The sequence below is a fragment of the Thermosynechococcus sp. genome (assembly GCF_025999095.1).
Taxonomy (GTDB): Bacteria; Cyanobacteriota; Cyanobacteriia; order Thermosynechococcales; family Thermosynechococcaceae; genus Thermosynechococcus.
Genome location: NZ_AP024678.1, coordinates 549,385 through 568,860, shown reverse-complemented (window position 1 = coordinate 568,860; position 19,476 = coordinate 549,385). Strand labels below are relative to the sequence as shown.

23 protein-coding genes and 1 pseudogene are annotated in these 19,476 nt (G+C 53.1%); 10 read left to right on the top strand and 14 right to left on the bottom strand.

From position 1 onward, the window contains the following. Positions 1-47: 47 nt before the first annotated feature. The gene (locus tag Q0W94_RS02870) at positions 48-1,073 is read right to left on the bottom strand and encodes a hypothetical protein (RefSeq protein WP_297760851.1); all 1,026 of its coding nucleotides are present in this window, start codon (positions 1,071-1,073) and stop codon (positions 48-50) included. A 313-nt stretch (positions 1,074-1,386) separates the two neighbouring features. On the opposite strand from Q0W94_RS02870, the gene Q0W94_RS02865 reads away from it, so the two are divergent. Beyond that, positions 1,387-1,665 carry a hypothetical protein gene (locus Q0W94_RS02865; protein WP_297760848.1) on the top strand — a complete coding sequence of 93 codons (279 nt, stop codon included), beginning with the start codon at positions 1,387-1,389 and terminating at the stop codon, positions 1,663-1,665. Between the two features lie 33 nt (positions 1,666-1,698). Beyond that, entirely contained in the window at positions 1,699-2,595 is an 897-nt protein-coding gene (gene menA / locus Q0W94_RS02860) for a 2-carboxy-1,4-naphthoquinone phytyltransferase (RefSeq protein ID WP_297760843.1), read from the top strand. Here the strand turns inward: menA and Q0W94_RS02855 are convergent. From Q0W94_RS02855 to thrS, 4 genes are all read right to left on the bottom strand, one after another. Beyond that, positions 2,583-2,849, bottom strand: a complete 267-nt coding sequence (locus Q0W94_RS02855; RefSeq protein ID WP_297760840.1) for a DUF5340 domain-containing protein — start codon at positions 2,847-2,849, stop codon at positions 2,583-2,585. The genes menA and Q0W94_RS02855 overlap by 13 nt on opposite strands. A gap of 37 nt (positions 2,850-2,886) precedes the next feature. Next, a complete protein-coding gene (locus Q0W94_RS02850) occupies positions 2,887-3,501 on the bottom strand; it encodes a GNAT family N-acetyltransferase (protein ID WP_297760836.1) in 615 nt (204 codons plus the stop codon). A 63-nt stretch (positions 3,502-3,564) separates the two neighbouring features. Beyond that, complete coding sequence (locus tag Q0W94_RS02845; protein ID WP_297760833.1) at positions 3,565-4,221, bottom strand: NAD(P)H-dependent oxidoreductase; 657 nt, start codon at positions 4,219-4,221, stop codon at positions 3,565-3,567. A 247-nt stretch (positions 4,222-4,468) separates the two neighbouring features. Beyond that, the gene (gene thrS, locus Q0W94_RS02840; protein WP_297760830.1) at positions 4,469-6,286 is read right to left on the bottom strand and encodes a threonine--tRNA ligase; all 1,818 of its coding nucleotides are present in this window, start codon (positions 6,284-6,286) and stop codon (positions 4,469-4,471) included. Here thrS and Q0W94_RS02835 point away from each other — a divergent pair, their 5' ends adjacent. After that, positions 6,287-6,421, top strand: coding sequence for a hypothetical protein (locus tag Q0W94_RS02835; protein WP_297760827.1), 135 nt, complete (start codon positions 6,287-6,289; stop codon positions 6,419-6,421). A gap of 87 nt (positions 6,422-6,508) precedes the next feature. After that, a pseudogene (locus Q0W94_RS02830) lies at positions 6,509-7,048 on the top strand (response regulator); the annotation flags it as partial. Between the two features lie 165 nt (positions 7,049-7,213). On the opposite strand, the gene recR reads toward Q0W94_RS02830, so the two are convergent. Together recR and prfC are read right to left on the bottom strand one after the other, a co-directional pair. Continuing rightward, positions 7,214-7,822, bottom strand: a complete 609-nt coding sequence (recR, locus tag Q0W94_RS02825; protein WP_297760821.1) for a recombination mediator RecR — start codon at positions 7,820-7,822, stop codon at positions 7,214-7,216. A 7-nt stretch (positions 7,823-7,829) separates the two neighbouring features. Beyond that, the gene (gene prfC / locus Q0W94_RS02820; protein ID WP_297760818.1) at positions 7,830-9,455 is read right to left on the bottom strand and encodes a peptide chain release factor 3; all 1,626 of its coding nucleotides are present in this window, start codon (positions 9,453-9,455) and stop codon (positions 7,830-7,832) included. A 44-nt stretch (positions 9,456-9,499) separates the two neighbouring features. Between prfC and galE the strand changes: the two genes are divergently transcribed. The 4 genes from galE to Q0W94_RS12345 all read left to right on the top strand — a co-directional run bounded on the left by galE (position 9,500) and on the right by Q0W94_RS12345 (position 11,379). Then, on the top strand, positions 9,500-10,531 hold the full coding sequence (gene galE, locus Q0W94_RS02815) for a UDP-glucose 4-epimerase GalE (RefSeq protein WP_297760815.1): 1,032 nt from the start codon (positions 9,500-9,502) through the stop codon (positions 10,529-10,531). A 171-nt stretch (positions 10,532-10,702) separates the two neighbouring features. Further along, entirely contained in the window at positions 10,703-10,987 is a 285-nt protein-coding gene (locus Q0W94_RS02810; protein ID WP_297760812.1) for a hypothetical protein, read from the top strand. A gap of 14 nt (positions 10,988-11,001) precedes the next feature. Further along, the gene (locus Q0W94_RS12255) at positions 11,002-11,196 is read left to right on the top strand and encodes a glycosyltransferase (RefSeq protein WP_315863083.1); all 195 of its coding nucleotides are present in this window, start codon (positions 11,002-11,004) and stop codon (positions 11,194-11,196) included. A gap of 18 nt (positions 11,197-11,214) precedes the next feature. Next, positions 11,215-11,379, top strand: coding sequence for an IS630 transposase-related protein (locus tag Q0W94_RS12345; protein ID WP_399372070.1), 165 nt, complete (start codon positions 11,215-11,217; stop codon positions 11,377-11,379). 207 nt (positions 11,380-11,586) lie between these two features. On the opposite strand, the gene cysK is transcribed toward Q0W94_RS12345, so the two are convergent. Then, complete coding sequence (gene cysK / locus Q0W94_RS02805) at positions 11,587-12,552, bottom strand: cysteine synthase A (RefSeq protein WP_297760810.1); 966 nt, start codon at positions 12,550-12,552, stop codon at positions 11,587-11,589. 64 nt (positions 12,553-12,616) lie between these two features. Then, positions 12,617-13,054: an Rrf2 family transcriptional regulator gene (locus Q0W94_RS02800; protein WP_297760807.1), complete on the bottom strand. Its 438-nt coding sequence runs from the start codon at positions 13,052-13,054 to the stop codon at positions 12,617-12,619. Between the two features lie 215 nt (positions 13,055-13,269). Here Q0W94_RS02800 and tsaD point away from each other — a divergent pair, with 215 nt between their 5' ends. Further along, positions 13,270-14,331, top strand: coding sequence for a tRNA (adenosine(37)-N6)-threonylcarbamoyltransferase complex transferase subunit TsaD (tsaD, locus tag Q0W94_RS02795; protein WP_297760804.1), 1,062 nt, complete (start codon positions 13,270-13,272; stop codon positions 14,329-14,331). Here tsaD and Q0W94_RS02790 read toward each other — a convergent pair. Continuing rightward, a complete protein-coding gene (locus tag Q0W94_RS02790; protein WP_297760801.1) occupies positions 14,276-15,130 on the bottom strand; it encodes a metal ABC transporter permease in 855 nt (284 codons plus the stop codon). The genes tsaD and Q0W94_RS02790 overlap by 56 nt on opposite strands. An 82-nt stretch (positions 15,131-15,212) precedes the next feature. Here Q0W94_RS02790 and ispE point away from each other — a divergent pair, with 82 nt between their 5' ends. Further along, positions 15,213-16,148 (top strand): 4-(cytidine 5'-diphospho)-2-C-methyl-D-erythritol kinase, encoded by a 936-nt coding sequence (gene ispE / locus Q0W94_RS02785; protein ID WP_297760798.1) that lies wholly within the window; start codon positions 15,213-15,215, stop codon positions 16,146-16,148. Here the strand turns inward: ispE and Q0W94_RS02780 are convergent. The 4 genes from Q0W94_RS02780 to Q0W94_RS02765 all read right to left on the bottom strand — a co-directional run bounded on the left by Q0W94_RS02780 (position 16,145) and on the right by Q0W94_RS02765 (position 19,415). Continuing rightward, entirely contained in the window at positions 16,145-17,254 is a 1,110-nt protein-coding gene (locus Q0W94_RS02780; protein WP_297760795.1) for an RNA polymerase sigma factor, RpoD/SigA family, read from the bottom strand. The genes ispE and Q0W94_RS02780 overlap by 4 nt on opposite strands. Before the next feature lie 115 nt (positions 17,255-17,369). Continuing rightward, positions 17,370-17,972 carry a hypothetical protein gene (locus Q0W94_RS02775; protein ID WP_297760791.1) on the bottom strand — a complete coding sequence of 201 codons (603 nt, stop codon included), beginning with the start codon at positions 17,970-17,972 and terminating at the stop codon, positions 17,370-17,372. Positions 17,973-18,022: 50 nt separating this feature from the next. Continuing rightward, complete coding sequence (locus tag Q0W94_RS02770; RefSeq protein WP_297760788.1) at positions 18,023-18,733, bottom strand: Crp/Fnr family transcriptional regulator; 711 nt, start codon at positions 18,731-18,733, stop codon at positions 18,023-18,025. A 184-nt stretch (positions 18,734-18,917) separates the two neighbouring features. Next, positions 18,918-19,415: an HNH endonuclease gene (locus Q0W94_RS02765; protein WP_011056347.1), complete on the bottom strand. Its 498-nt coding sequence runs from the start codon at positions 19,413-19,415 to the stop codon at positions 18,918-18,920. Positions 19,416-19,476 lie beyond the last annotated feature (61 nt).

Sequence of the window (19,476 nt, the reverse complement as noted above, 5' to 3'; positions counted from 1 at the left end):
CCTATTTCTTTCTCTCTACTAGGATAGCCGCTTCTGCCACTCATCCGCTAAAGTTCAAGGATTAGCCGTGTGCCCCCAAGAACCGCAAGACTGGGGGTAGCTGTCCAACTTTGGGTCAATAAAATCTGTATCAGTTCTGCCGATCGCCGGCCGCTGGGGCTACCCTGTAACCCCAAATAGAAACTAGCAGAGTGGTGGCTATCTTGATCCAGAACCTTCAGCAGATCATCGGCGTAGTGAATGGCTTTTGCCATTTGGGTTTGCACGCTGGTCCATAAATCTACATTGCGGAGATTGCTCAGGGTTTCGGCCACCACGTCTTGACGGTGTTGAATTAAGATGGTTCGCGGCTGGAGCTCTGGGGGTAAATCCGCAAAGAAAATGGCGGGGCCATAGCCAATGAGGTGAACGGTCTCCATCCATTTCGTTTGCGGCAGCAATAATTGGCGGACAATGTGACAGGCAACGGCAGTGATAATTAACCCTTGGCTATGGGCAACAAGATACAATTCAGCCCCCGCTTGTAACCCCTTGACAATTTCATAGGCCAACCGCAGGGTGGGACGTGGCGCCCCGGCTGGAAAAGCACCGTAGAGATACTGGGCAAAATCCCACCAGCTCAATTTTTGTAGGAATGATAGATCAAGGAGTTTCGTGAGCTCAGCGGTACTATTGATATCGAGGGGGCGCTGTTGGATTTGGCTGGGTTGGGCGATCGCTAGAATATCGGCATCGTCGGCAAGATCTTTGCTCACCAGTTGGCCAAGGAGTTTGGCATACTGATAGCGGCGATCCTTGCTGGGGTCGGGAGCTGCGGTCTGGGACCAAAAATGGTAGAGTTCTGCCTTACCGAGGAAACTTTCCAAGAGATCCGCTTGGAAGCCATGGGTTTGATTGTGAATGCCACGAATTTCTAAAGGATAAGTGGCCGTGAGTTCGGCAAGGCGGTTCAAATCCCGCCGTTGCTTGGCAGCATCGCTACCTATCCCATTCACATGGAGTAAACGCCGTCGCGGGGAAGCACTGAGGGGTTTCTGGGGCAAAAGAATCGTGCCGTCGAGGGTAGAGGTCATAGGAGATTCAGCAATTCAAATGAGAGACTTTGGCGAAACGCAATCAAAGGCGGCTAAGTTGTGATCATCGTCACAGTCATTCTATCGAGGGATAGGTCATACTAGATAGTGACTCAGTACTATCCGAGTCATCAACAGGGAACACACAACGAGCCGACAGACTGTAGGTCAGTTTGTCGGTTTTTTTTAGATAATTTCAGGCAGGCGCCACAAACAGATCACCGTTCGTTTAGATGCCAAACTCTATGGCCAACTTCAACGCTGGCAGGTGCAGCAGGGATGCGGTTCCCTGAGTGAGGCAATTCGGAGACTTTTGCAACAATCCCTTCAGCCGACGGAGATGACCTGTCCAACGGTTTTACAACGCCTGAGTGCCCTAGAACAGCAAGTGGCGGCCCTTGAACGCCAACTGTGCCCCCCTCAACCCACTATTGAAACCCTGACGAGCGCCGAGCTAGAGCGGCTAAACCGCCCACAACTGGTGGCCTTAGCCCGGGATTTGGGCGTCTATAGCTATAAGCTGAACAATCCAGCGTTGCGGCAAGCGATTTGGGCAGCAAAACAAGCGATCTATGGGCAGGGGCAGCAATGATATGCTGACCAAGGTGACTCAAAGTTAAGGGAGATGGCTCGTTCCTCAGAATCGATGGATCGCTCGCGTTTATGGTGGGCGGCGATTAAACTTCCCATGTACAGCGTGGCGGTGATGCCCATTTGGTTGGGCACGGCGGTGGCGATCGCCGAGACAGGACGGGTGCACTGGTGGCCTTTTAGTCTGTTTCTGACAGCGGCAGTGCTGATTTTGGTTTGGCTGAATCTCAGTAATGATGTGTTTGATGCCGAAACGGGGATCGATCGCCACAAGTACCATTCTGTGGTCAATCTCACGGGCAAAAAGCAACTGATCTTTTGGCTGAGCAACCTGTGCTTACTCCTGGGGCTATTGGGGATTGCCGCCATTAGTTGGCTGCAACAGGATGCAACGGTTTTAGGGTTGGTATTGCTCTGCTGTGCCCTGGGCTATAGCTATCAAGGCCCGCCCTTTCGTTTGGGCTATTTGGGCCTGGGGGAGCCGATTTGTTTTATCTGCTTTGGCCCCTTGGCGATCGCGGCTGCCTACTATAGCCAAGTGCAAATGTTTAGTTCCCACATCTGGCCGGTGGCCATCCTCAATGGTCTGACAACCACGCTAATTCTCTTTTGCTCCCACTTTCACCAGGTGGCCGATGATCTGGCCGCTGGCAAACGTTCCCCGGTGGCACGCCTAGGGACGGCTCGCAGTGCCCAACTGGTCTATGGTGCCTGTGGTCTGTTTTATGGGGTGTTGGTGGCCAGTGTCGCCTGGGGAGTCCTGCCGTGGCCAACACTGCTGGCTTTGGCTTCACTCCCCTGGGCCATTTATTTGTGCCGGCGGCTGGCGCAATTTCACAGTGTGCCTGAGCAAATCAAGAACTCAAAATTTATTGCCGTGCAACTGCATTTTTGGAGTAGCCTGCTCTTGGGACTGGGCTATTTGCCCTGAGCTTGGGGGCGATCGCGCTGCAGTGACCACTGGTATTCAACACTGCCGCCGCTCAGTTGCCATTCCTCCTCAAACTGCTTTTGCAGCCGTAGGGCTTTGCGCAGATGAATGACCGCACTGTGGAGTTGTTGATAGGCAGTAGAGTTGGGGGGGAGGGCGGGTAAGGAAACCTGTTCCAAAATTTTCAGCACTAGCTCGTAATGAATATGGGCAGGAACGGGAACCTCATCTGAGGGGTCAGAATAAAGAGTCACCGGGGCAGACACCTCCAGGGAATCACTACCTAACTTTTCAACGGCGGCGGGGACGACGATAGCTCAGTCGCTCGGAGCGATCGCGCTCGTAGGCAATGAGCCGGCCATAGATTTCGTGCTTGGTTAAGTTTAACGAAAAAAAGACATGCCGCCGCGGATTGCCAAAACCCTTACGGGTAAAAAACTTCACTGCGGGGGTATTCGCAGGGTCGGTATCCACCAGCATAAACCGTGCCCCCTCTTCAATCATGCGTTCGATGAGCTTATCCACCAGCTTATCGGCAATACCCCGCCGTTGATACTGCGGGTGGATCCCTAGCCAGTTAATGTAGCCATAAACCCACGGCGCTTTGCTAATAATTGTGCCCAAGATAAACCCGACCACCTGCGAATCGGCTTCGGCCACCAGACAGTATTCGGGATCGGTGTTATAGAAACCAATCACCTCCCATTCATCCCAGATGCGATAGAGGGAAGGATACAAATCACTCGTAAAAAGTTCCTCGCCAAGGTGAAACACGGGGGCAATGTCATCAATCCCCATCTCGCGAATAACAATGTTAGGAGGTTCAAAGTGCTCTTCTTCTTTGGCGGGAACGATGTCTAAATCAGCTAAATTGTGGTCGATGGGATCATCGGTGTGCAAAGACATACAAACGTTTGTAGGGAGCTATTTCTAGCTTAACCCATGCTCATTGGCGTCAGGCGGGCAATTCTAACGCACTTCCACAACCGCCTCTAGGGGATAGCGCACCTTGGGCAACCTTGCATAGTTGTCATCCGCCGCACGATAGCCCGCTGCACAGACAACCACGGCATGGTAGCCTTGGGTAGGGAGATCCAGCAGGCGGTCGTACTCTTGGGGCAAGAAGCCCTCCATCGGACAGGTGTCAATTCCAAGCAAAGCCGCCGTCACCATGAACTGCCCCAAGGCAATATAGACTTGGCGGGCTGACCATTCATCAATGTTGAGAGGATAGGGGGGCGATTGCAAAAAGCCCTTGACCAAATTACCGTAGTTTTGTAATTTTTCCACAGATGTATTGTGAACTTCTGCTTGCCGCGCAAGGTAGCGATCAACATCAGCAGCATTGAGATTACTTTTAATCGCAAAGACCACTAAGTGAGAGGCATCCACCACCTGCCGTTGATTCCAGGTGTGAGGCAGCAGCGCCTGCCGCAGTTCTGGGGTGTCAATGACGTAAAACTTCCACGGTTGCAGACCAAAGGAGGAAGGGGCAAGGACCAGGCTTTGCAGGAGCACTTGCCAAAGATCTTCAGGAATTTTGCGGCCAGGATCAAACTTTTTTGTGGCATACCGCCATTGTAATTGCTGCAAAATCGTTGTTGCTAAAACGGGTGTCTCAGTCATGGGTCACCACCTTTTTCCCAAGCACAAGCATAGAACCGTCTCAAAACTATCGCCTTATTGAACAGCCTTATTGAACAGGGGTGAGTAAAACTGCCAAAGAGCTGAGTAGTCAGGGCAAGGGGGCTGAATTCACAGGTAACAACTCCCAGCCGCGATACTCCTTTTAAGCTTATCGGATTTACTGCACCCCAGCCCCATTTCTCTCCTCTTTGGGAGCACATTTGGGAGCAAAACTGAGATTTAGAGCTCAAGCCCACTCAACCTCACCCTGCATGGCATCCATTGCCGATGTCAGCTTTTCGAGCAAATGACCAACGGCAAAGGTACCGACATCCCCCACAGCACGGGTGCGAATACTCACCGTCTGACTTGCCACTTCTTTAGCGCCAATGATGCCCATCACCGGTATTTTCTGGGTTTCAGCATTGCGGATTTGTTTGGCCAAGCGATCGCCACTGCGATCCACGCTCACGCGCACCCCCCGCTCTTGCAGTTGCGCCGCCACCTGTTGGGCATAGGGACGTTGCTCATCCCCCACAGGCAACAGGCGCACTTGCTCCGGTGCCAGCCAAAAGGGGAAATCCCCGGCATACTCCTCAATGAGGATGCCAATAAGCCGCTCCAGGGAGCCAAAGGGAGCCCGGTGAATCATCACTGGTCGGCGGCGGGTATTGTCCTCAGCAACGTATTCTAAATCAAAGCGCTCAGGCAGGTTGTAATCCACCTGCACCGTTCCCAACTGCCACTCACGACCGAGGGCATCCTCAAAGATAAAGTCCAGTTTCGGCCCATAGAAGGCGGCTTCACCAATGCCTAAAAAGTGCTCCATGCCCAACTGTTCTACGGCGCGCTGAATTGCGGATTCCGCCTTTGACCACGCCTCATCGGAGCCAATGTATTTGTCGGATTTAGGATCGCGAAAGCTCAAGCGGGCCTTGAATTTATTTAGGCGCAGACAGCGAAAAACGGTAAGGATGAGGTCAACCACATTCAAAAACTCGGCATCCAACTGCTCTGGGGTGACAAAGAGATGGGAGTCATCCACCGTAAAGCCGCGTACCCGTGTTAAGCCCCCCAATTCTCCCGATTGCTCATAGCGATAGACAGTGCCAAATTCCGCCAGCCGCAGCGGTAAGTCGCGATAGGAGCGCAGCTCACTTTTATAGATTTGAATGTGGAAAGGGCAGTTCATTGGCTTGAGGACAAACCCCTGCTCGTGGGCGGCAGCCTCAGCATCTTCGGCCATCAGAGGAAACATATCCTCCTTGTACTTTTGCCAGTGGCCAGAGGTCTTAAACAAATCCACACGGGCAATGTGGGGAGTGACCACCGGTAGATAGCCCCGCTTCAGTTGCTCTTTTTTGAGAAAGTCTTCCAGGGTTGAGCGCAAAATAGTTCCCTTAGGGGTCCATAGGGGTAGCCCTGGCCCCACCGGATCGGCAAAGATAAACAGGCCTAGTTCTTTACCCACCTTGCGGTGATCGCGGCGGAGGGCTTCTTCTTTGCGGCGTTTATACTCTGCCAGTTGTTCTGGAGTTTCCCAGGCGGTGCCGTAGATGCGCTGGAGTTGGGCTTTGGTTTCATCCCCCCGCCAGTAGGCACCGGCAACACTTTCGAGGGCGATCGCCTTGGGATTAATCTCGCCGGTATTTTCAACGTGGGGCCCTGCACAGAGATCCCACCACTCATCCCCCAAGTGGTAAATCGTAATTGGTTCTTCGAGGTCTTGGAGAATTTCTAGCTTGTAGGGTTCCCCCAGCTCACGGATGCGGCGCTCCGCCTCCTCACGGCTCACTTCCTCGCGGATGACTGGTAACTTGCGCTTAATGATCTTGACCATCTCCTTTTCAATGAGCTTCAGGTCTTTTTCGCTGAAGGGTTCTGGGTGGTCAAAGTCGTAGTAAAACCCGTTTTCAATCCAAGGGCCAATCGTTACCTGTGCTTTGGGAAACAGCTTCTGGACGGCCATTGCCAAAATATGGGACGTGGTGTGGCGAATACGCTTTAGCCGCTCTGACTCACTGGTTTTGGGGAGGTGAATAGGGGCAGCAGCAGACTCTGGCATATGGATATTGAACAAATCTTGAATGAGGGTGAGACTTCTATTGTGACATTCTGCTGGGGCGATTTGCCGCGAATTTTTGCGGGGCGGGTGGGGGCGATCGCCGGTGGCCAACTGGAAAAGACATGGCTATGCTAAGGTTGAAATCACGTAGTGATCATGCCACTGTCGCCCTCTATTCACCATATCTTGTATAGAAATCTCGTAGAGGAATGGAGTGTTTCCGTGAGTAGCCGTAAAGTCGTTGTCATTGATGACAGTAAAGTCATCCGGATGCGCGTCCGTGAAATGTTGCCAGAGGGTGACTATGAGATTCTGGAGGCCAAGGATGGCCGTGAAGGGCTGCAACTCATTGAGCAGTCTGATCCAACCCTGATCATGCTGGATTTTCTGCTGCCGAAGGTCAGCGGTTGGGAAGTTTACCAGGAATTGCAGAAAAATGATCTTCTAGGCGCTATTCCCCTCGTGATCATGTCGGGGCGTAAGGAAGAGGTCACCGAGAAGCTCCAAGAACCCTTTGAGTGGTTTGAGTTTATCGAGAAGCCCTTTGAAAAAGAACAACTGGAAGCAGCAATTCAAGAAGCCTTTCGCAAGGCCCGTAAGCCCAGACCCGTCAAAGCGGCAGTTCCTACGGAAGTGGCTGCTCCAGTAGCTGGGGATCTCACCCCCGTCTACGACAAACTGGCCACCCTTGAGGGCGCCATTCAAGCCTTGCAGGCACAAGCTGTCAGTGCAAATGACTTTGCTCAACTCCAAGCAACAGTTGCTCAACTGCAACAGCAACCGGCAGCAACCGGCAGTGGTGGCGATGAACATCGCCTTGCTACCCTAGAAGCTGAAAACCAGCGGTTACACCAGGAGGTGGAACAACTGAAGCGAGCTATCCACCAAATTGTGACAGCATTGCGGCGCTTGCAGGGGGGACACTAACTACTGCCACTCGATCTCACGGCGGCCAGCGAGGGCTCGGGCCAGGGTTATTTCATCGGCATAGTCGAGATCACTGCCCACGGGTAGGCCAAAGGCAATGCGGGTTACTTTGACAAAGGGGCGCAGCAACTGCGCGACATAGAGGGTGGTGGTTTCCCCTTCGATACTGGGATTGATGGCCAGGATCACTTCTGCCACTTGCGGTTGGCTGGCGCGCCGCAGGAGCGGTTGAATGTGGAGGTGTTCGGGGGTAATACCCTCTAGGGGTGAAATGAGTCCGCCCAAAACGTGGTACTTGCCGTGGTACTCGCGGGTTTTTTCAATGGCAATGACATCGCGGGAATCCGCAACCACGCAAATTGTGTGACTGTCTCGCTGGGGCGAGGCACAGATTTCGCACACCGGCTCTGCCGAGAGGTGAAAACAAATTGAGCACAGCCCCACCTGTTGTTTGGCCTCAAGAAGGGCTTGAGCTAGGGCTTGGATATCCGCTTCGGGCCGTTTGATGAGGTGAAGAGCCAGCCGTTGGGCGGTCTTTGGACCAATCCCTGGCAGGCGCTGCAACTGCTCAATGAGGCGAGCGAGGGGACGGGTATAGACGCTACTCATGGGGCAGCTAGGCAGGCACCGCAGCAGTAGGGGGGGCGATCGCGCTCAGGCGCAATTTTGGATGATCTGCCATTGTCTGTTGCAGATTCCACTCATTCTTAAAGAGCAGCACGGGCCGTCCCCAGCTATCTTTGACGGTTACTGCATTAAAGATGCGGCCAATTGCTTCGAGGGCTGCCCAACCATCTAGTACCCAACGCGCAACGGTATAGGGGAGAGGGTCAAGGCGAGTTTCCACGCCGTATTCATGCAACAGGCGAAACTGCACCACTTCAAATTGCAGTTGCCCCACCGCCGCCAGAATCGGTTCCCGCTTGGACTCATCGGTAGAGTACATGATTTGCACGGCGCCCTCTTCCCGCAGTTCGTTGACTCCCTTTTGGAAGGATTTGAACTTGGAGGGGTTGGGGTTGCGCAGATAGGCAAAAAGTTCCGGCGAGAAGCAGGGAATCCCCTCGTATTCCAATTTTCGGCCGACATAAAGGGTGTCGCCAATGGCAAACATTCCCGGATTATTCAGGCCAATGACATCACCCGCATAGGCCGTTTCCAGGGATTCGCGACCTTGGGCAAAGAGTTTTTGCGGACGGGAGAGGCGGATAGTTTTGCCGGTGCGGGCATGGTTCACGGTCATGTCTTTCTCAAATTTGCCGCTACAGACCCGCACAAAGGCCACGCGATCGCGATGTTTGGGATCCATATTGGCCTGCAGCTTAAACACAAAGCCCGTGAACTGCTCCTGAGTTGGATCAATGGGCCCGCGATCGCTCCTGTAGGCCACAGGCGGCAGCGCATAGGTTAAAAAGTGCTCCAGAAACAGGCGCACGCCAAAGTTGGTCATGGCACTGCCAAAGAAGACAGGGGTCATTTTGCCGCGATGCACAAGATCAAGGTCTAGCTCAGCACCCAGGCCATCGAGCAGTTCCAGTTCATCCTTAAGTTGATTGTATTCCAGCCGATAGGGCTCAATGTAGGGATCAATGGCAGGATCCCCGAGGGCAATGACCGTTTCAGCCGCAGCACGGCTACCGTGGGTCGTGCGCTCAAAGAAGTGAAAGTTCTGCCGCAGGCGATCATAGACACCACGAAAGCGATCGCCCATTCCCAACGGCCAGTTCACCGGATAGGGAATTAGCCCCAGCTCCTGTTCAATTTCGTCAATGAGTTCCAGAGGCTGGCGCCCCGGCCGATCCAGCTTGTTGATGAAGGTAAAAATCGGTAAACCCCGCAACTGGCACACTTGAAAGAGCTTGCGGGTTTGGGGCTCTAGACCCTTGGCCGCATCCACAAGCATCACTGCATTATCAGCCGCCGCCAGGGTGCGATAGGTATCTTCACTGAAGTCCTGGTGACCAGGGGTATCCAGGAGGTTAATCTGATAACCTTGATATTCAAACTGCAGGACCGTGGAGGTAATCGAAATGCCCCGCTGTTGCTCCATGGCCATCCAGTCGGAGGTAGCTTGGCGCTGAGCTCGCCGTGCTTTGACGGCTCCTGCCTCGTGAATGGCACCACCGTAGAGCAGTAACTTTTCTGTGAGCGTCGTTTTCCCGGCATCTGGGTGGGAAATAATGGCAAAATTACGACGTCGTTTCACCTCTTGGGTGATTTCATGGTGCAAGTCACTGGTCATGGCAGAATCGGTAGGTGTCCTCCTAGTGTAACAGATAGGCTTTAATGACAACCAACAATGATAATAATTCGCCGCTGATTCTGGTGACAGGGGGCGCGGGCTATATCGGTAGTCATACCGTTTTGGCACTCCAGCAGGCCGGCTTTCAAGTGCTTATTTTAGATACGCTGGAGCGGGGACACCGCGACTTGGTGGAGTCGGTCCTCAAAACAGAACTCATTGTTGGTGATATTGGCGATCGCCCCCTCTTAGATTGGCTTTTTCAAACCTATCCTGTGACGGCAGTGATGCATTTTGCTGCCTACATTGAGGTGGGCGAGTCTATCCGCTATCCCGATCGCTTTTATCAAAATAACGTCCATGGGGCCCTGACCCTCTTACAGGCGATGGTGGCTGCCCAGATTCCCTATTTTATCTTTTCTTCCACAGCCGCAGTCTATGGCTTGCCTCCAGAGGTACCGATTTGCGAAACCTGCCCCTGTGCCCCCATTAATCCCTATGGTCGCTCTAAGTGGATGGTGGAGCAAATAGTTGCCGATATGGGCAGTGCCTACGGCCTCAAGTCCTTGATTTTCCGCTATTTTAATGCCGCGGGTGCGGATCCCCACTCTCGTCTAGGGGAAGATCACCATCCAGAAACCCATCTGATTCCACTCGTCTTGCAGGCAGCCATGGGACGACGCCCCCACATCGCCATTTATGGTACAGACTATCCTACCCCCGATGGCACTTGCATTCGCGACTATGTCCATGTCGTGGACTTAAGCGAAGCCCATGTGCTGGGATTAAAGTACCTCTTGAGCGGCGGCAACTCGGAAATTTTTAACTTGGGGAATGCCCAAGGGTTTTCAGTGCGGCAAATTATTGAAACAGCTCAGAGGGTCACAGGTTGTTCGATTCCAGTCATTGAAGGCGATCGCCGGGCAGGAGACCCCGCGATCCTCATTGCCAATAGCGATCGCGCCCGTCGCATCCTAGGCTGGCAGCCCCAGTACCCCGACATTGAGCAGATCATTCACCACGCTTGGCAATGGCACCAGCATCGCTGCAGACACAGCCATATTCTAAGGCTATAGATGCTTAGCCAAATCAAAAAATCTTAAAAAATTCCTATGGACTCCAAGGCTAGTATTTTGCTTGCTTTTGTGGGTGATCAGGATGCTTGCCCTGAGAAAACCAATCAGGAACGCTGAATTGTCTCACTCACTAAGTTTCTAGTCCAAGACAAGCAACACCCTATCAAACAGGTGCTACTGCTTTACACCGAAGATTTTCAGCAGCGGGCGATCGCCACCAAGGACTGGCTCCACAGTGAGTTGCCAATTTCTCCTGCGGTCATCCGTTCAGAAGCGCTCAGTAGTGATTTCTCCGCGGATCCGATGAACCCCACCATTGCCGTCGCAGAAGCTAAGGGAGCACTAAACTTCGCCAAGCATTATCAAGACACCCCAGACTGGCCAGACCTGAATGGCCCCTCAGGTACCCCCGCCATGAAAGCAGCTTCGGGCATTCTACAGGCGATCGCCAGCTAGCACTAACTCCGTTTATGGCAAGTGCGCAATCCCGACGAGACTCGTGTAGGCCAAGAGCAAATCCTTGCCAAAGCACCACATACTATAAATATAAAAGCTTTATAAAAGCTGTGGAAAGTGTACGGGCACAAAGCAGTCCAGCGGATGAGATTATTGTGGTCGATGATGGCTCGACAGATGCGAGTGGCGATTTGCTGTGGCTGAAGTGAGACAACTCAGCGCCCACGGTGGTCCCCCGTTGTCCTTGGAAAGTGGTTTGGGAGGCGTTAGCGGCAGATGTCGCTGCACACTCCGATGACCGTTTAATCGATCATGCCCAGCGATTTCAGGTACAAATTTTCAGGATGAGTTACGCCCTTCACCAGAGGGGCATCAGCCGAAAAAACAGATAAGTGTTATGAGGTGATTCGCGATTAGTGTGCTGGTATTGTGCTGGATAGTCTCTCATTCTTTGTTGGGATAGCTATATCTCCCAAGGCTATCATTACAGGGGCAGCTGTGGCTTGTCCTCAGCTAGGCTGATGATTGCCCAGCTTCCCAAATGCCAATTTGGCGTTCAAGGGAGATGTGACGCCCTGGGAGTGTAAACGCAATTGTGCCTAACTTTGCAAGTAACTGGGTACCAAGGGCAGGGCATCCTGAAACAGGGGAGTGGTCAAGTAGCGCTCGCCAAAACTCGGCTGCACCATGACAATTAACTTACCGGCATTTTCAGGACGTTGAGCCACCTGAATAGCCGCACAAAGGGCAGCCCCGCTGGAAATTCCTGAGAGGAGGCCTTCCTCACGGGCTAAGCGGCGACCAAAATGGATGGCTTGATCGTCGGAGACAGGGATGACTTCATCAATCAGTTCTCGTTTGAGAACGGGGGGTACAAAGCCAGCACCAATGCCTTGAATTTTGTGGGGTCCCGGTTTGCCTCCTGAAAGAACGGGGCTATTGCTGGGTTCGACGGCGATCGCCTGAAAGGTAGGCTTCTTGGCTTTGATCACTTCTGCCACCCCCGTAATCGTGCCCCCCGTACCAACGCCAGCCACCAAAATATCGACTTGGCCGTCCGTATCTTGCCAAATTTCGAGGGCAGTGGTTTCACGGTGAATCTTTGGATTGGCGGGATTTTTGAACTGTTGTAACATGAAAGCATTTTCAAGGGAGGCAGTAATCTCTTCAGCACGACGAATAGCGCCACTCATCCCTTCGGTGCCGGGGGTCAAATCCAGCTCTGCTCCATAGGCCCGCAGCATGGCTCGGCGCTCTGCACTCATGGTTTCTGGCATGGTGAGAATCAACCGGTAGCCCTTTGCGGCTGCTACCATTGCCAAGGCAATCCCGGTATTTCCCGATGTCGGCTCCACCAAAACCGTTTTACCAGGGGCAATGAGACCCGCTGCTTCTGCTTCCTGAATCATACTGAGGCCAATGCGATCCTTAACCGAGGCCGCAGGATTCATGCTCTCTAGCTTGACAACAATTTCTGCAACACAGCCCTCCGCCTGGGGAATGCGGTTCAGGCGTACGAGGGGCGTCCGACCAATGAGGGCAGTAATATCGGGGGCAATATTCATGGGGGTGTCAATCTCCAATTCAAGACAAAAAGGTTAGGAAAATCCGATGAATGCCAGCCCCAGCCTAGATGTAGTACATGACATCCACTTGCTGGTAAGCCTGCCGGCGATCGCACAAATCCTGAAGGGTGTGCTTTTTCAAGACATCCTTGGCCGCTTCACAGGCCTCAAGCCACACTGAGCGGATCAAGCTACGTTCCAGATCACCGTTGTCGGGCAGCTTTTGCGCCAGCTTGGACTCGATTCCCTCAATACAGTTGAGCACGTCTAAAATTGAGATTTGCCAAGGTGCTTTTGCCAGCAAGTAGCCACCCCGTGCACCCCGCTGACTGCGAATGAGACCCTTGCGGCGGAGGGTTGCCATCAGTTGCTCCAGATAGCGATCGGGAATGTTGTGCATGGCAGCAATTTGGCGAATTTGTAGCGGCTCCGCCTGTTCATAGGCCGCTGACATTTCCAAGAGCGCCAAGAGGGCGTACTCACTTTTGGCAGACAGTTCCACAAGACATTTGGCCCACGCACGACATTGAGCAGATTGCCTAACCCATAGTATATCCTAGTTCTTGATCGGGATTTAGGAGATTCTTAGGAATCTTCACCGTAGCGCGGCTTGAAACCCCAAGAATTCACGGCATTGCGGAAACACCCCTCAACAAGTTTATTTGAAAAACAGGTTAGACTTAAGAGAGGCTCTAGGTTGAGGCCCAAGTCTGCTCGATGGTAAGAATTCTGGCCATTGAAACCAGTTGCGATGAAACGGCTGCTGCCGTAGTGCGCGATCGCGCCATTGAAAGTAATGTGATTGCCTCCCAAGTGCGCGCCCATCAACCCTTTGGCGGTGTGGTGCCGGAAGTTGCCGCCCGTGCCCATCTCGAAAACATTAATGCGGTCATCACAACAGCGATGGACGAGGCTGGTTGCCATTGGTCTGCCATTGATGCCATTGCCGTCACCTGTGCCCCCGGCTTGGTAGGGTCACTGCTTATTGGGGTTACGGCCGCCAAAACCCTTGCCCTTGTGCAGCAAAAACCCCTCTTGGGAATTCACCACCTTGAAGGCCACCTCTATGCCTCCTACTTGGCGGACCCAACCCTTGAACCACCCTTTCTCTGCCTTTTGGTCTCTGGTGGGCATACCAGTCTCATTGGCGTTTATGGCTGTGGCGAGTACCAGCTTTTGGGGCAAACGCGGGATGATGCAGCAGGGGAAGCCTACGATAAGGTAGCCCGCCTACTGGGCTTGGGGTATCCGGGGGGACCAGTCCTCGATCGCTGGGCCCAGCAGGGGAATCCAGAGGCCTTTGATCTACCAGAGGGAAATATCCGCCTCCCAGATGGCAAGGTGCATCCCTACGATTCCAGTTTTAGTGGCCTGAAAACGGCAGTGGCACGGCTGGTGGAGGAGCTGCGTCAAAGCCATACTGAGTTGCCGGTGGCTGACCTCGCGGCCAGTTTTCAGAAGGCTGTGGCCCAGGCCTTGACCAAGCGGGCGATCGCGGCAGCGGTGGATCATGGCTTCCAAACCCTCGCCATTGGGGGAGGAGTCGCGGCAAATTCTGGCCTGCGACAACACCTCACTGCGGCTGCTGAACCCTTGGGCCTACGGTTAATTTTTCCGCCCCTGCGGCTGTGTACCGATAATGCGGCAATGATTGGCTGTGCGGCGGTCGACCATTTCCAGCGGGGCGATCGCTCCCCCTTAGACTTAACCGCGCGTTCACGCCTTAGCTTGTTGGAGATTTCTGCCCTCTATGGACCCACGCCCCTGGCAGTGAGTTAAGCGCAATTGAGATTAAAAAGAACGCCAGTTGACAGACAACAATACTGGGCCCAGAGGGCCAATTCATGCCTGCTGACACGAACATGCCGACAATGGCACTGCCCACCCCCACTAGGGCTGCCAAAACCACGTACTGCGAAAATTGCCGACTCCAAAGGCGGGCACCACAGGCGGGGATGACGACAAAGGCACTGATCAGGAGTACCCCTACTGTTTTAATGGAGACTGCCACCACCAAGGCTAATAGGGTAATAAAGAGTAAACGCTGCGTTCTCACTGCCGCCCCCTGGGCCACTGCCAAAGCCTCATTCACCGTGATTAACAATTGCACCCGTAACGTGAGCAGGATGAAAATGCCAACAAGGGTGCAGAGTGTGCCACTCATAACCAGATCGGCTGGGCGCACCGCCAAAATATCGCCAAACAGTAGGTTATTCAACCCCCCTTGGTAGCGATCGCTCAAACTAAGCAGCACCACCGCCAGTGCCAACGATCCTGAATAGATGATATTCAAGAGGGCATCGGTCCACAGCCGGGCATGCTCGAGCAAATAGGTGACACCAAGGGCAAAAACCACCGCAAAGGGCAGCAACATCACGGACGGATTCAGCCCCAGAATAATCCCTAAACTAATTCCCAGTAGTGCCGAATGCCCCAAAGCATCACTAAAAAAGGACAGTTGCCGCAGGATGGTAAAGCTGCCGAGGGCACCCGCCATCCCTCCCGTAAAGATGCCTGCCCACAGTGCTCGCTGCATAAAGGGCAACTGCAACAGTTCAATCATGCGTGCCAACACCATGGGGACTTCTCGTTAGAGCCTGCCAAACAGTAATAGAAGAATAATATGCTATTGAACGAGGTGGTTGTGAGGATGGGGTTACGTGTATCGTCTGCTGGCGCCTGCCAAAATTAATCTCTTTTTACAAATTATTGGCAACTGTTTGGATGGTAGTGGTTACCACGAGCTGGTCATGGTCATGCAGGCGGTTTCCCTCATGGATCGCATTGAACTCATCCCTCGGCGCGATCGCGAGATTAAGGTTCATTGCACGAACCCCGCTGTTCCCTGCGATCAACGAAATCTTGCCTACAAAGCCGCGGCATTGCTCCAGCAGCATTTTCCCGATCGCGATGGTATTGAAATTTTCATTGAAAAACGGATTCCTCTGGGGGCGGGCTTGGCGGGAGGGTCAACCAATGCAGCAGCGGTACTCGTGGGCTTAGATCTCCTGTGGCAGTTGGGATTGACCCAAGAAGAATTGCAAGCCTTTGCAGCGCAATTGGGGGCCGATGTTCCCTTCTGTCTGCAGGGGGGTACTGCCCTGGCTTTAGGGCGCGGTGAACAGTTGACTCCCCTGGCGGATTTACAGGGATTAACTGTGATTCTAGGGAAGTATCGCTCCCTAAGTGTGGCTACCCCTTGGGCCTATCAAACCTATCGGCAGGAATTTGCCGCCACCTATGCCCAAACCCCCAGTGAGCAGGAAAAAGCCCGCCAGGAGGGGGGATCCGCAATCCTATTACAGGCCATTCAGCAGCGTGATATCGCCCAATTGGCCGCCAACCTCCGTAATGATTTAGAGAAAGTAGTGTTGCCCCGCTATCCCTTGGTGGCAGAGCTAAAGGAGCAATTCCTCGCTACGGGGGCGATCGCCAGCATGATGTCGGGATCCGGGCCAACGGTTTTTGCCCTAGCGCCCTCTGCCGATGAGGGCTACAGGATCATGCAACGGGTACGGCGCGCCCTACCAGACCCCGACCTTGATCTATGGGTATGTGAGTGCTGTCCCCACGGCATTCAGTTGGCGACCTCCTAGGCAAACTCCTCCAGATAGTCTTGAATTTCCCGCCGCCGTTGGGATTGCCGCAATTTTTGCAGGGCGCGGTGCTCAATTTGGCGAATCCGCTCCCGACTCAGTCCCAGCAGTACTGCAATTTCCGCCATCTCAAGGGCAGGCTGTTCCCCTAGGCCATAGTGCAGTTCCATCACTTGGCGCTCACGGGGGGATAGATCCTGCAAAAGTTGCTTCAAAGTCGTACGTAGGGACTCACGCAGGATCACCTCATCGGGGGTAGGGGCAGGGGATTCAATCAACTCCTGCAATTCTGTTTCTTGGTCGGAACCAACCCGCTGTTCTAAGGCCACGGATTTGGGAACCGCCATCAGCACCTCCCGCACCTGCGACACCTCAAGATTCAGTTCTTGGGCAATGTCTGCCAGACTGGGCATCGCTCCCTGTTGAGCCGCAAGACGCCGTTGGACACGCTTAATTTTATTGAGCTTTTCCACCATGTGAATGGGTAGGCGGATTGTACGGCTTTGGCTAGCAACAGCACGGGTGATACTTTGGCGAATCCACCAATAGGCATAGGTGCTAAAGCGAAATCCCTTGGTCGGATCAAATTTTTCAACGGCACGTTCTAGACCCAAACTCCCCTCTTGGATCAAATCTAAAAATTCCACGCCGCGATGTTGATATTTTTTGGCAATATTCACGACCAAGCGCAGGTTGGCTTGCAGCAGTTGGGTTTTTGCCCGCTGTCCTTGACGCTCAATGTGCTGCAGTTCACTTAGGGTAATATTCGCTGCCTTTGCCCAAGCCTGACGCCCCGCCTGCACCCAGGTTTGCAATTCAGCCTCACTCACATTGAGTCGCCCAGCCCATTGGGCACGGTTTAGGGGACGCCCCAACTGCCGCTGCCCGCGATCGCGCTCCGTAATAGCCGCCACATAGCGTTTGATCTGGGGATCATCGGACTGATCTCGCACTGCCAGCAGGGCTTGGTAGTGTTGCACCTGTTGGGCAAGGCGCAGTTCTTGGCTAGGGGTGAGCAAGGGTACACGGCCAATTTCTTGCAAATACTGCCGCACCAAATCCGTTGTCAATGGACGGTCGGAGGAAGGTTGAAGGGGAATAGTCACCGTAGAACAATTCAACTCACCAATATCGAGAATTCAGCTCGATAGTGGTATTCTCTGTTCTTGGCGAAGGAGGCGGCAGTGATGGAACTGTTCGCCAGTTGTGATATCGATCAACCTATTCTGTACTTTCTGATGAACCCGTCATAAGCTTTGTGCCTGAAGACGGCTGTTCCTTAAGAATCGTGGTGTCAATCACGTAGGGTAAGCGGGCAGCTTTGAGACCGCGCTTGATTACGGCGAGGGTTTCTTGAAAGAGAACAAAGAGGGGAAATTGACGATTAGCGCCCTCACTAAAGACATCCCGATGGGACAAGGGCATATCCCAGCTATAAGTGCGACTGAGGAGCACTTGGGATTGGCGCCAGCGGGTTAGCAGTTCTGTAAAGCTTTCCCCCGGACGATGAATAAAGACCAGCAGTTCAATGTCGGTTTTCACTTTCCACTCGGGATCGCACATGACAAAGACCAAATCACAGGGCACCATCACCGACTTCACCTGGGGACGTTGGTTGGTCGTTGTGGCCGCAGGAATCTGAATATGGGCGATCGGCAACGGAATTGGAATTAAACTCTCTTGAGGTCGCCGCATACTGGGAATCATTTCGAGGTACGGGCGATATTGCCGCAAAAGTTCTGTCGCGTGCAGCGGATCCGTGTAACGAACCAAGGTGTGTTCGTAGAGGTTGGGGGCGATCGCCATAGCAGAAATAGCGTGCAACTATTGCTATCCTAGGCGAGGTCACGGCTCCTCAACAAGACAACGGAATTTTAACTCAGCCCTTGCTGTGCCAATTGCTCTAGCTGCGGCAAATTGAGAATTTGTAGTTGTTGCTTGGCAGCGTCAATTTTCAGCCAGTTTTTCGCCACCATTTTATCCAGCAGTTGCTGTGCCTCATCAGGGCTAATATTGGCTACATCCGCTAAATCCTTGATGGGCACATTGAAGATGACAGCGGTGTTGGCATTACCCCCCAGAGGTTGACCATAGCGCCGTGCCAAATTCACCAAGACATGGGCGAGTTTGACAGCAGGAGGTTTGTGCAACAATTCAATGCGAGCATTGGTCAGGCGTAGTCGTTGTGCCATCAATTGCAGCATCCGATAGTGTAAGTCTGGGTCGTGGCGCAGAACATGGACAAATTTTTGCGCCGGCACCGACAGAACTTCCGCTGCACACAGCGCCACCACATCTGTTGAGCGGGGAGACTGGTCAAGAATCGCCATTTCGCCAAAAAAATCCCCTGGCCCCAGAATCGCCAGCGTCAGGAAATCGCCATTGGCCAGCAGGTGTCGTACCTTTACCCAGCCTGAAAGGATAAAGTAAACCGCGTTGCCCCAGGCATCTTCAATGAGAATGGCACGCCCTGCCGGGTAGGTGTTATGCCAGGCCACTGAGAGCATTGAGGAAAGCGCCTCTTGGGAACTGGCACCAAAAAGTGGAAAGAGTTGACTAAAGTTTTCTATCTCAATACCTGACATAATGACCTGAGTTTGAGTTTTCCAAGGTAAGAGGTTCTCCTCTACGATACTAGAATATGTGATCGCCCCCAGCCGCCCTTAAGGGTTACCTGATTAGCCACAGAGGATTCCCCCAAGTATCGGTAACCTGTTCAAGGAGGGACACCTTAAATCTTCGCCACAGCTTTCAATCCCACAGCTAAGACTAGGCACCGATGACGTATTTGCGCCACTCTTGGTGAGTACCCGTGCGCACGTGTTTTGTGACTTCAAAGTACAAACTGCTAATGGGACGGCGCGGTGTCTGCCGGAGGGGCATATTTGCTTCTTTGGGGGTGCGATTCCCTTTCTTGACGTTACAGCGAACACAGGCAGTCACAATATTCTCCCACGTTTCACCGCCACCGCGCGACTTAGGAATCACATGATCAAGGGTCAACTCATCACCAGTGTAACCACAGTACTGGCAGGAGTGGCCATCTCGATGCAAGATGTTACGGCGGGTGAGGGGGATTTCTTTGTAGGGAGTAACGACGTAATGCCGCAGACGAATAACGGTCGGCAAGGGGAAATTATTGTAAACCATCTTGCCATTGTGCTCGACTTGTTCTGCCTTGCCCTTGATTAAAAGGACAACTGCTCGCTGCCAACTCGTAATATTGAGTGGTTCATAGGAGGCATTGAGTACCAGAACCTTCGCCATATCCGTTGACACGCGGCATTCTCTCAAATGGTAGCATATTCGTAGGATATTTTTTATTGTT

What these genes read in the sequence shown, in the direction of transcription:
- Q0W94_RS02870 (WP_297760851.1), bottom strand. Translation starts at nt 1,073, where the DNA reads ATGACCTCTACCCTCGACGGCACGATTCTTTTGCCCCAGAAACCCCTC.
- menA (WP_297760843.1), top strand. Translation starts at nt 1,699, where the DNA reads ATGGCTCGTTCCTCAGAATCGATGGATCGCTCGCGTTTATGGTGGGCG.
- Q0W94_RS02850 (WP_297760836.1), bottom strand. Translation starts at nt 3,501, where the DNA reads ATGTCTTTGCACACCGATGATCCCATCGACCACAATTTAGCTGATTTA.
- Q0W94_RS02845 (WP_297760833.1), bottom strand. Translation starts at nt 4,221, where the DNA reads ATGACTGAGACACCCGTTTTAGCAACAACGATTTTGCAGCAATTACAA.
- thrS (WP_297760830.1), bottom strand. Translation starts at nt 6,286, where the DNA reads ATGCCAGAGTCTGCTGCTGCCCCTATTCACCTCCCCAAAACCAGTGAG.
- Q0W94_RS02835 (WP_297760827.1), top strand. Translation starts at nt 6,287, where the DNA reads ATGGATATTGAACAAATCTTGAATGAGGGTGAGACTTCTATTGTGACA.
- recR (WP_297760821.1), bottom strand. Translation starts at nt 7,822, where the DNA reads ATGAGTAGCGTCTATACCCGTCCCCTCGCTCGCCTCATTGAGCAGTTG.
- prfC (WP_297760818.1), bottom strand. Translation starts at nt 9,455, where the DNA reads ATGACCAGTGACTTGCACCATGAAATCACCCAAGAGGTGAAACGACGT.
- galE (WP_297760815.1), top strand. Translation starts at nt 9,500, where the DNA reads ATGACAACCAACAATGATAATAATTCGCCGCTGATTCTGGTGACAGGG.
- Q0W94_RS12255 (WP_315863083.1), top strand. Translation starts at nt 11,002, where the DNA reads ATGGCAAGTGCGCAATCCCGACGAGACTCGTGTAGGCCAAGAGCAAAT.
- cysK (WP_297760810.1), bottom strand. Translation starts at nt 12,552, where the DNA reads ATGAATATTGCCCCCGATATTACTGCCCTCATTGGTCGGACGCCCCTC.
- tsaD (WP_297760804.1), top strand. Translation starts at nt 13,270, where the DNA reads ATGGTAAGAATTCTGGCCATTGAAACCAGTTGCGATGAAACGGCTGCT.
- Q0W94_RS02790 (WP_297760801.1), bottom strand. Translation starts at nt 15,130, where the DNA reads ATGGTGTTGGCACGCATGATTGAACTGTTGCAGTTGCCCTTTATGCAG.
- Q0W94_RS02770 (WP_297760788.1), bottom strand. Translation starts at nt 18,733, where the DNA reads ATGTCAGGTATTGAGATAGAAAACTTTAGTCAACTCTTTCCACTTTTT.
- Q0W94_RS02765 (WP_011056347.1), bottom strand. Translation starts at nt 19,415, where the DNA reads ATGGCGAAGGTTCTGGTACTCAATGCCTCCTATGAACCACTCAATATT.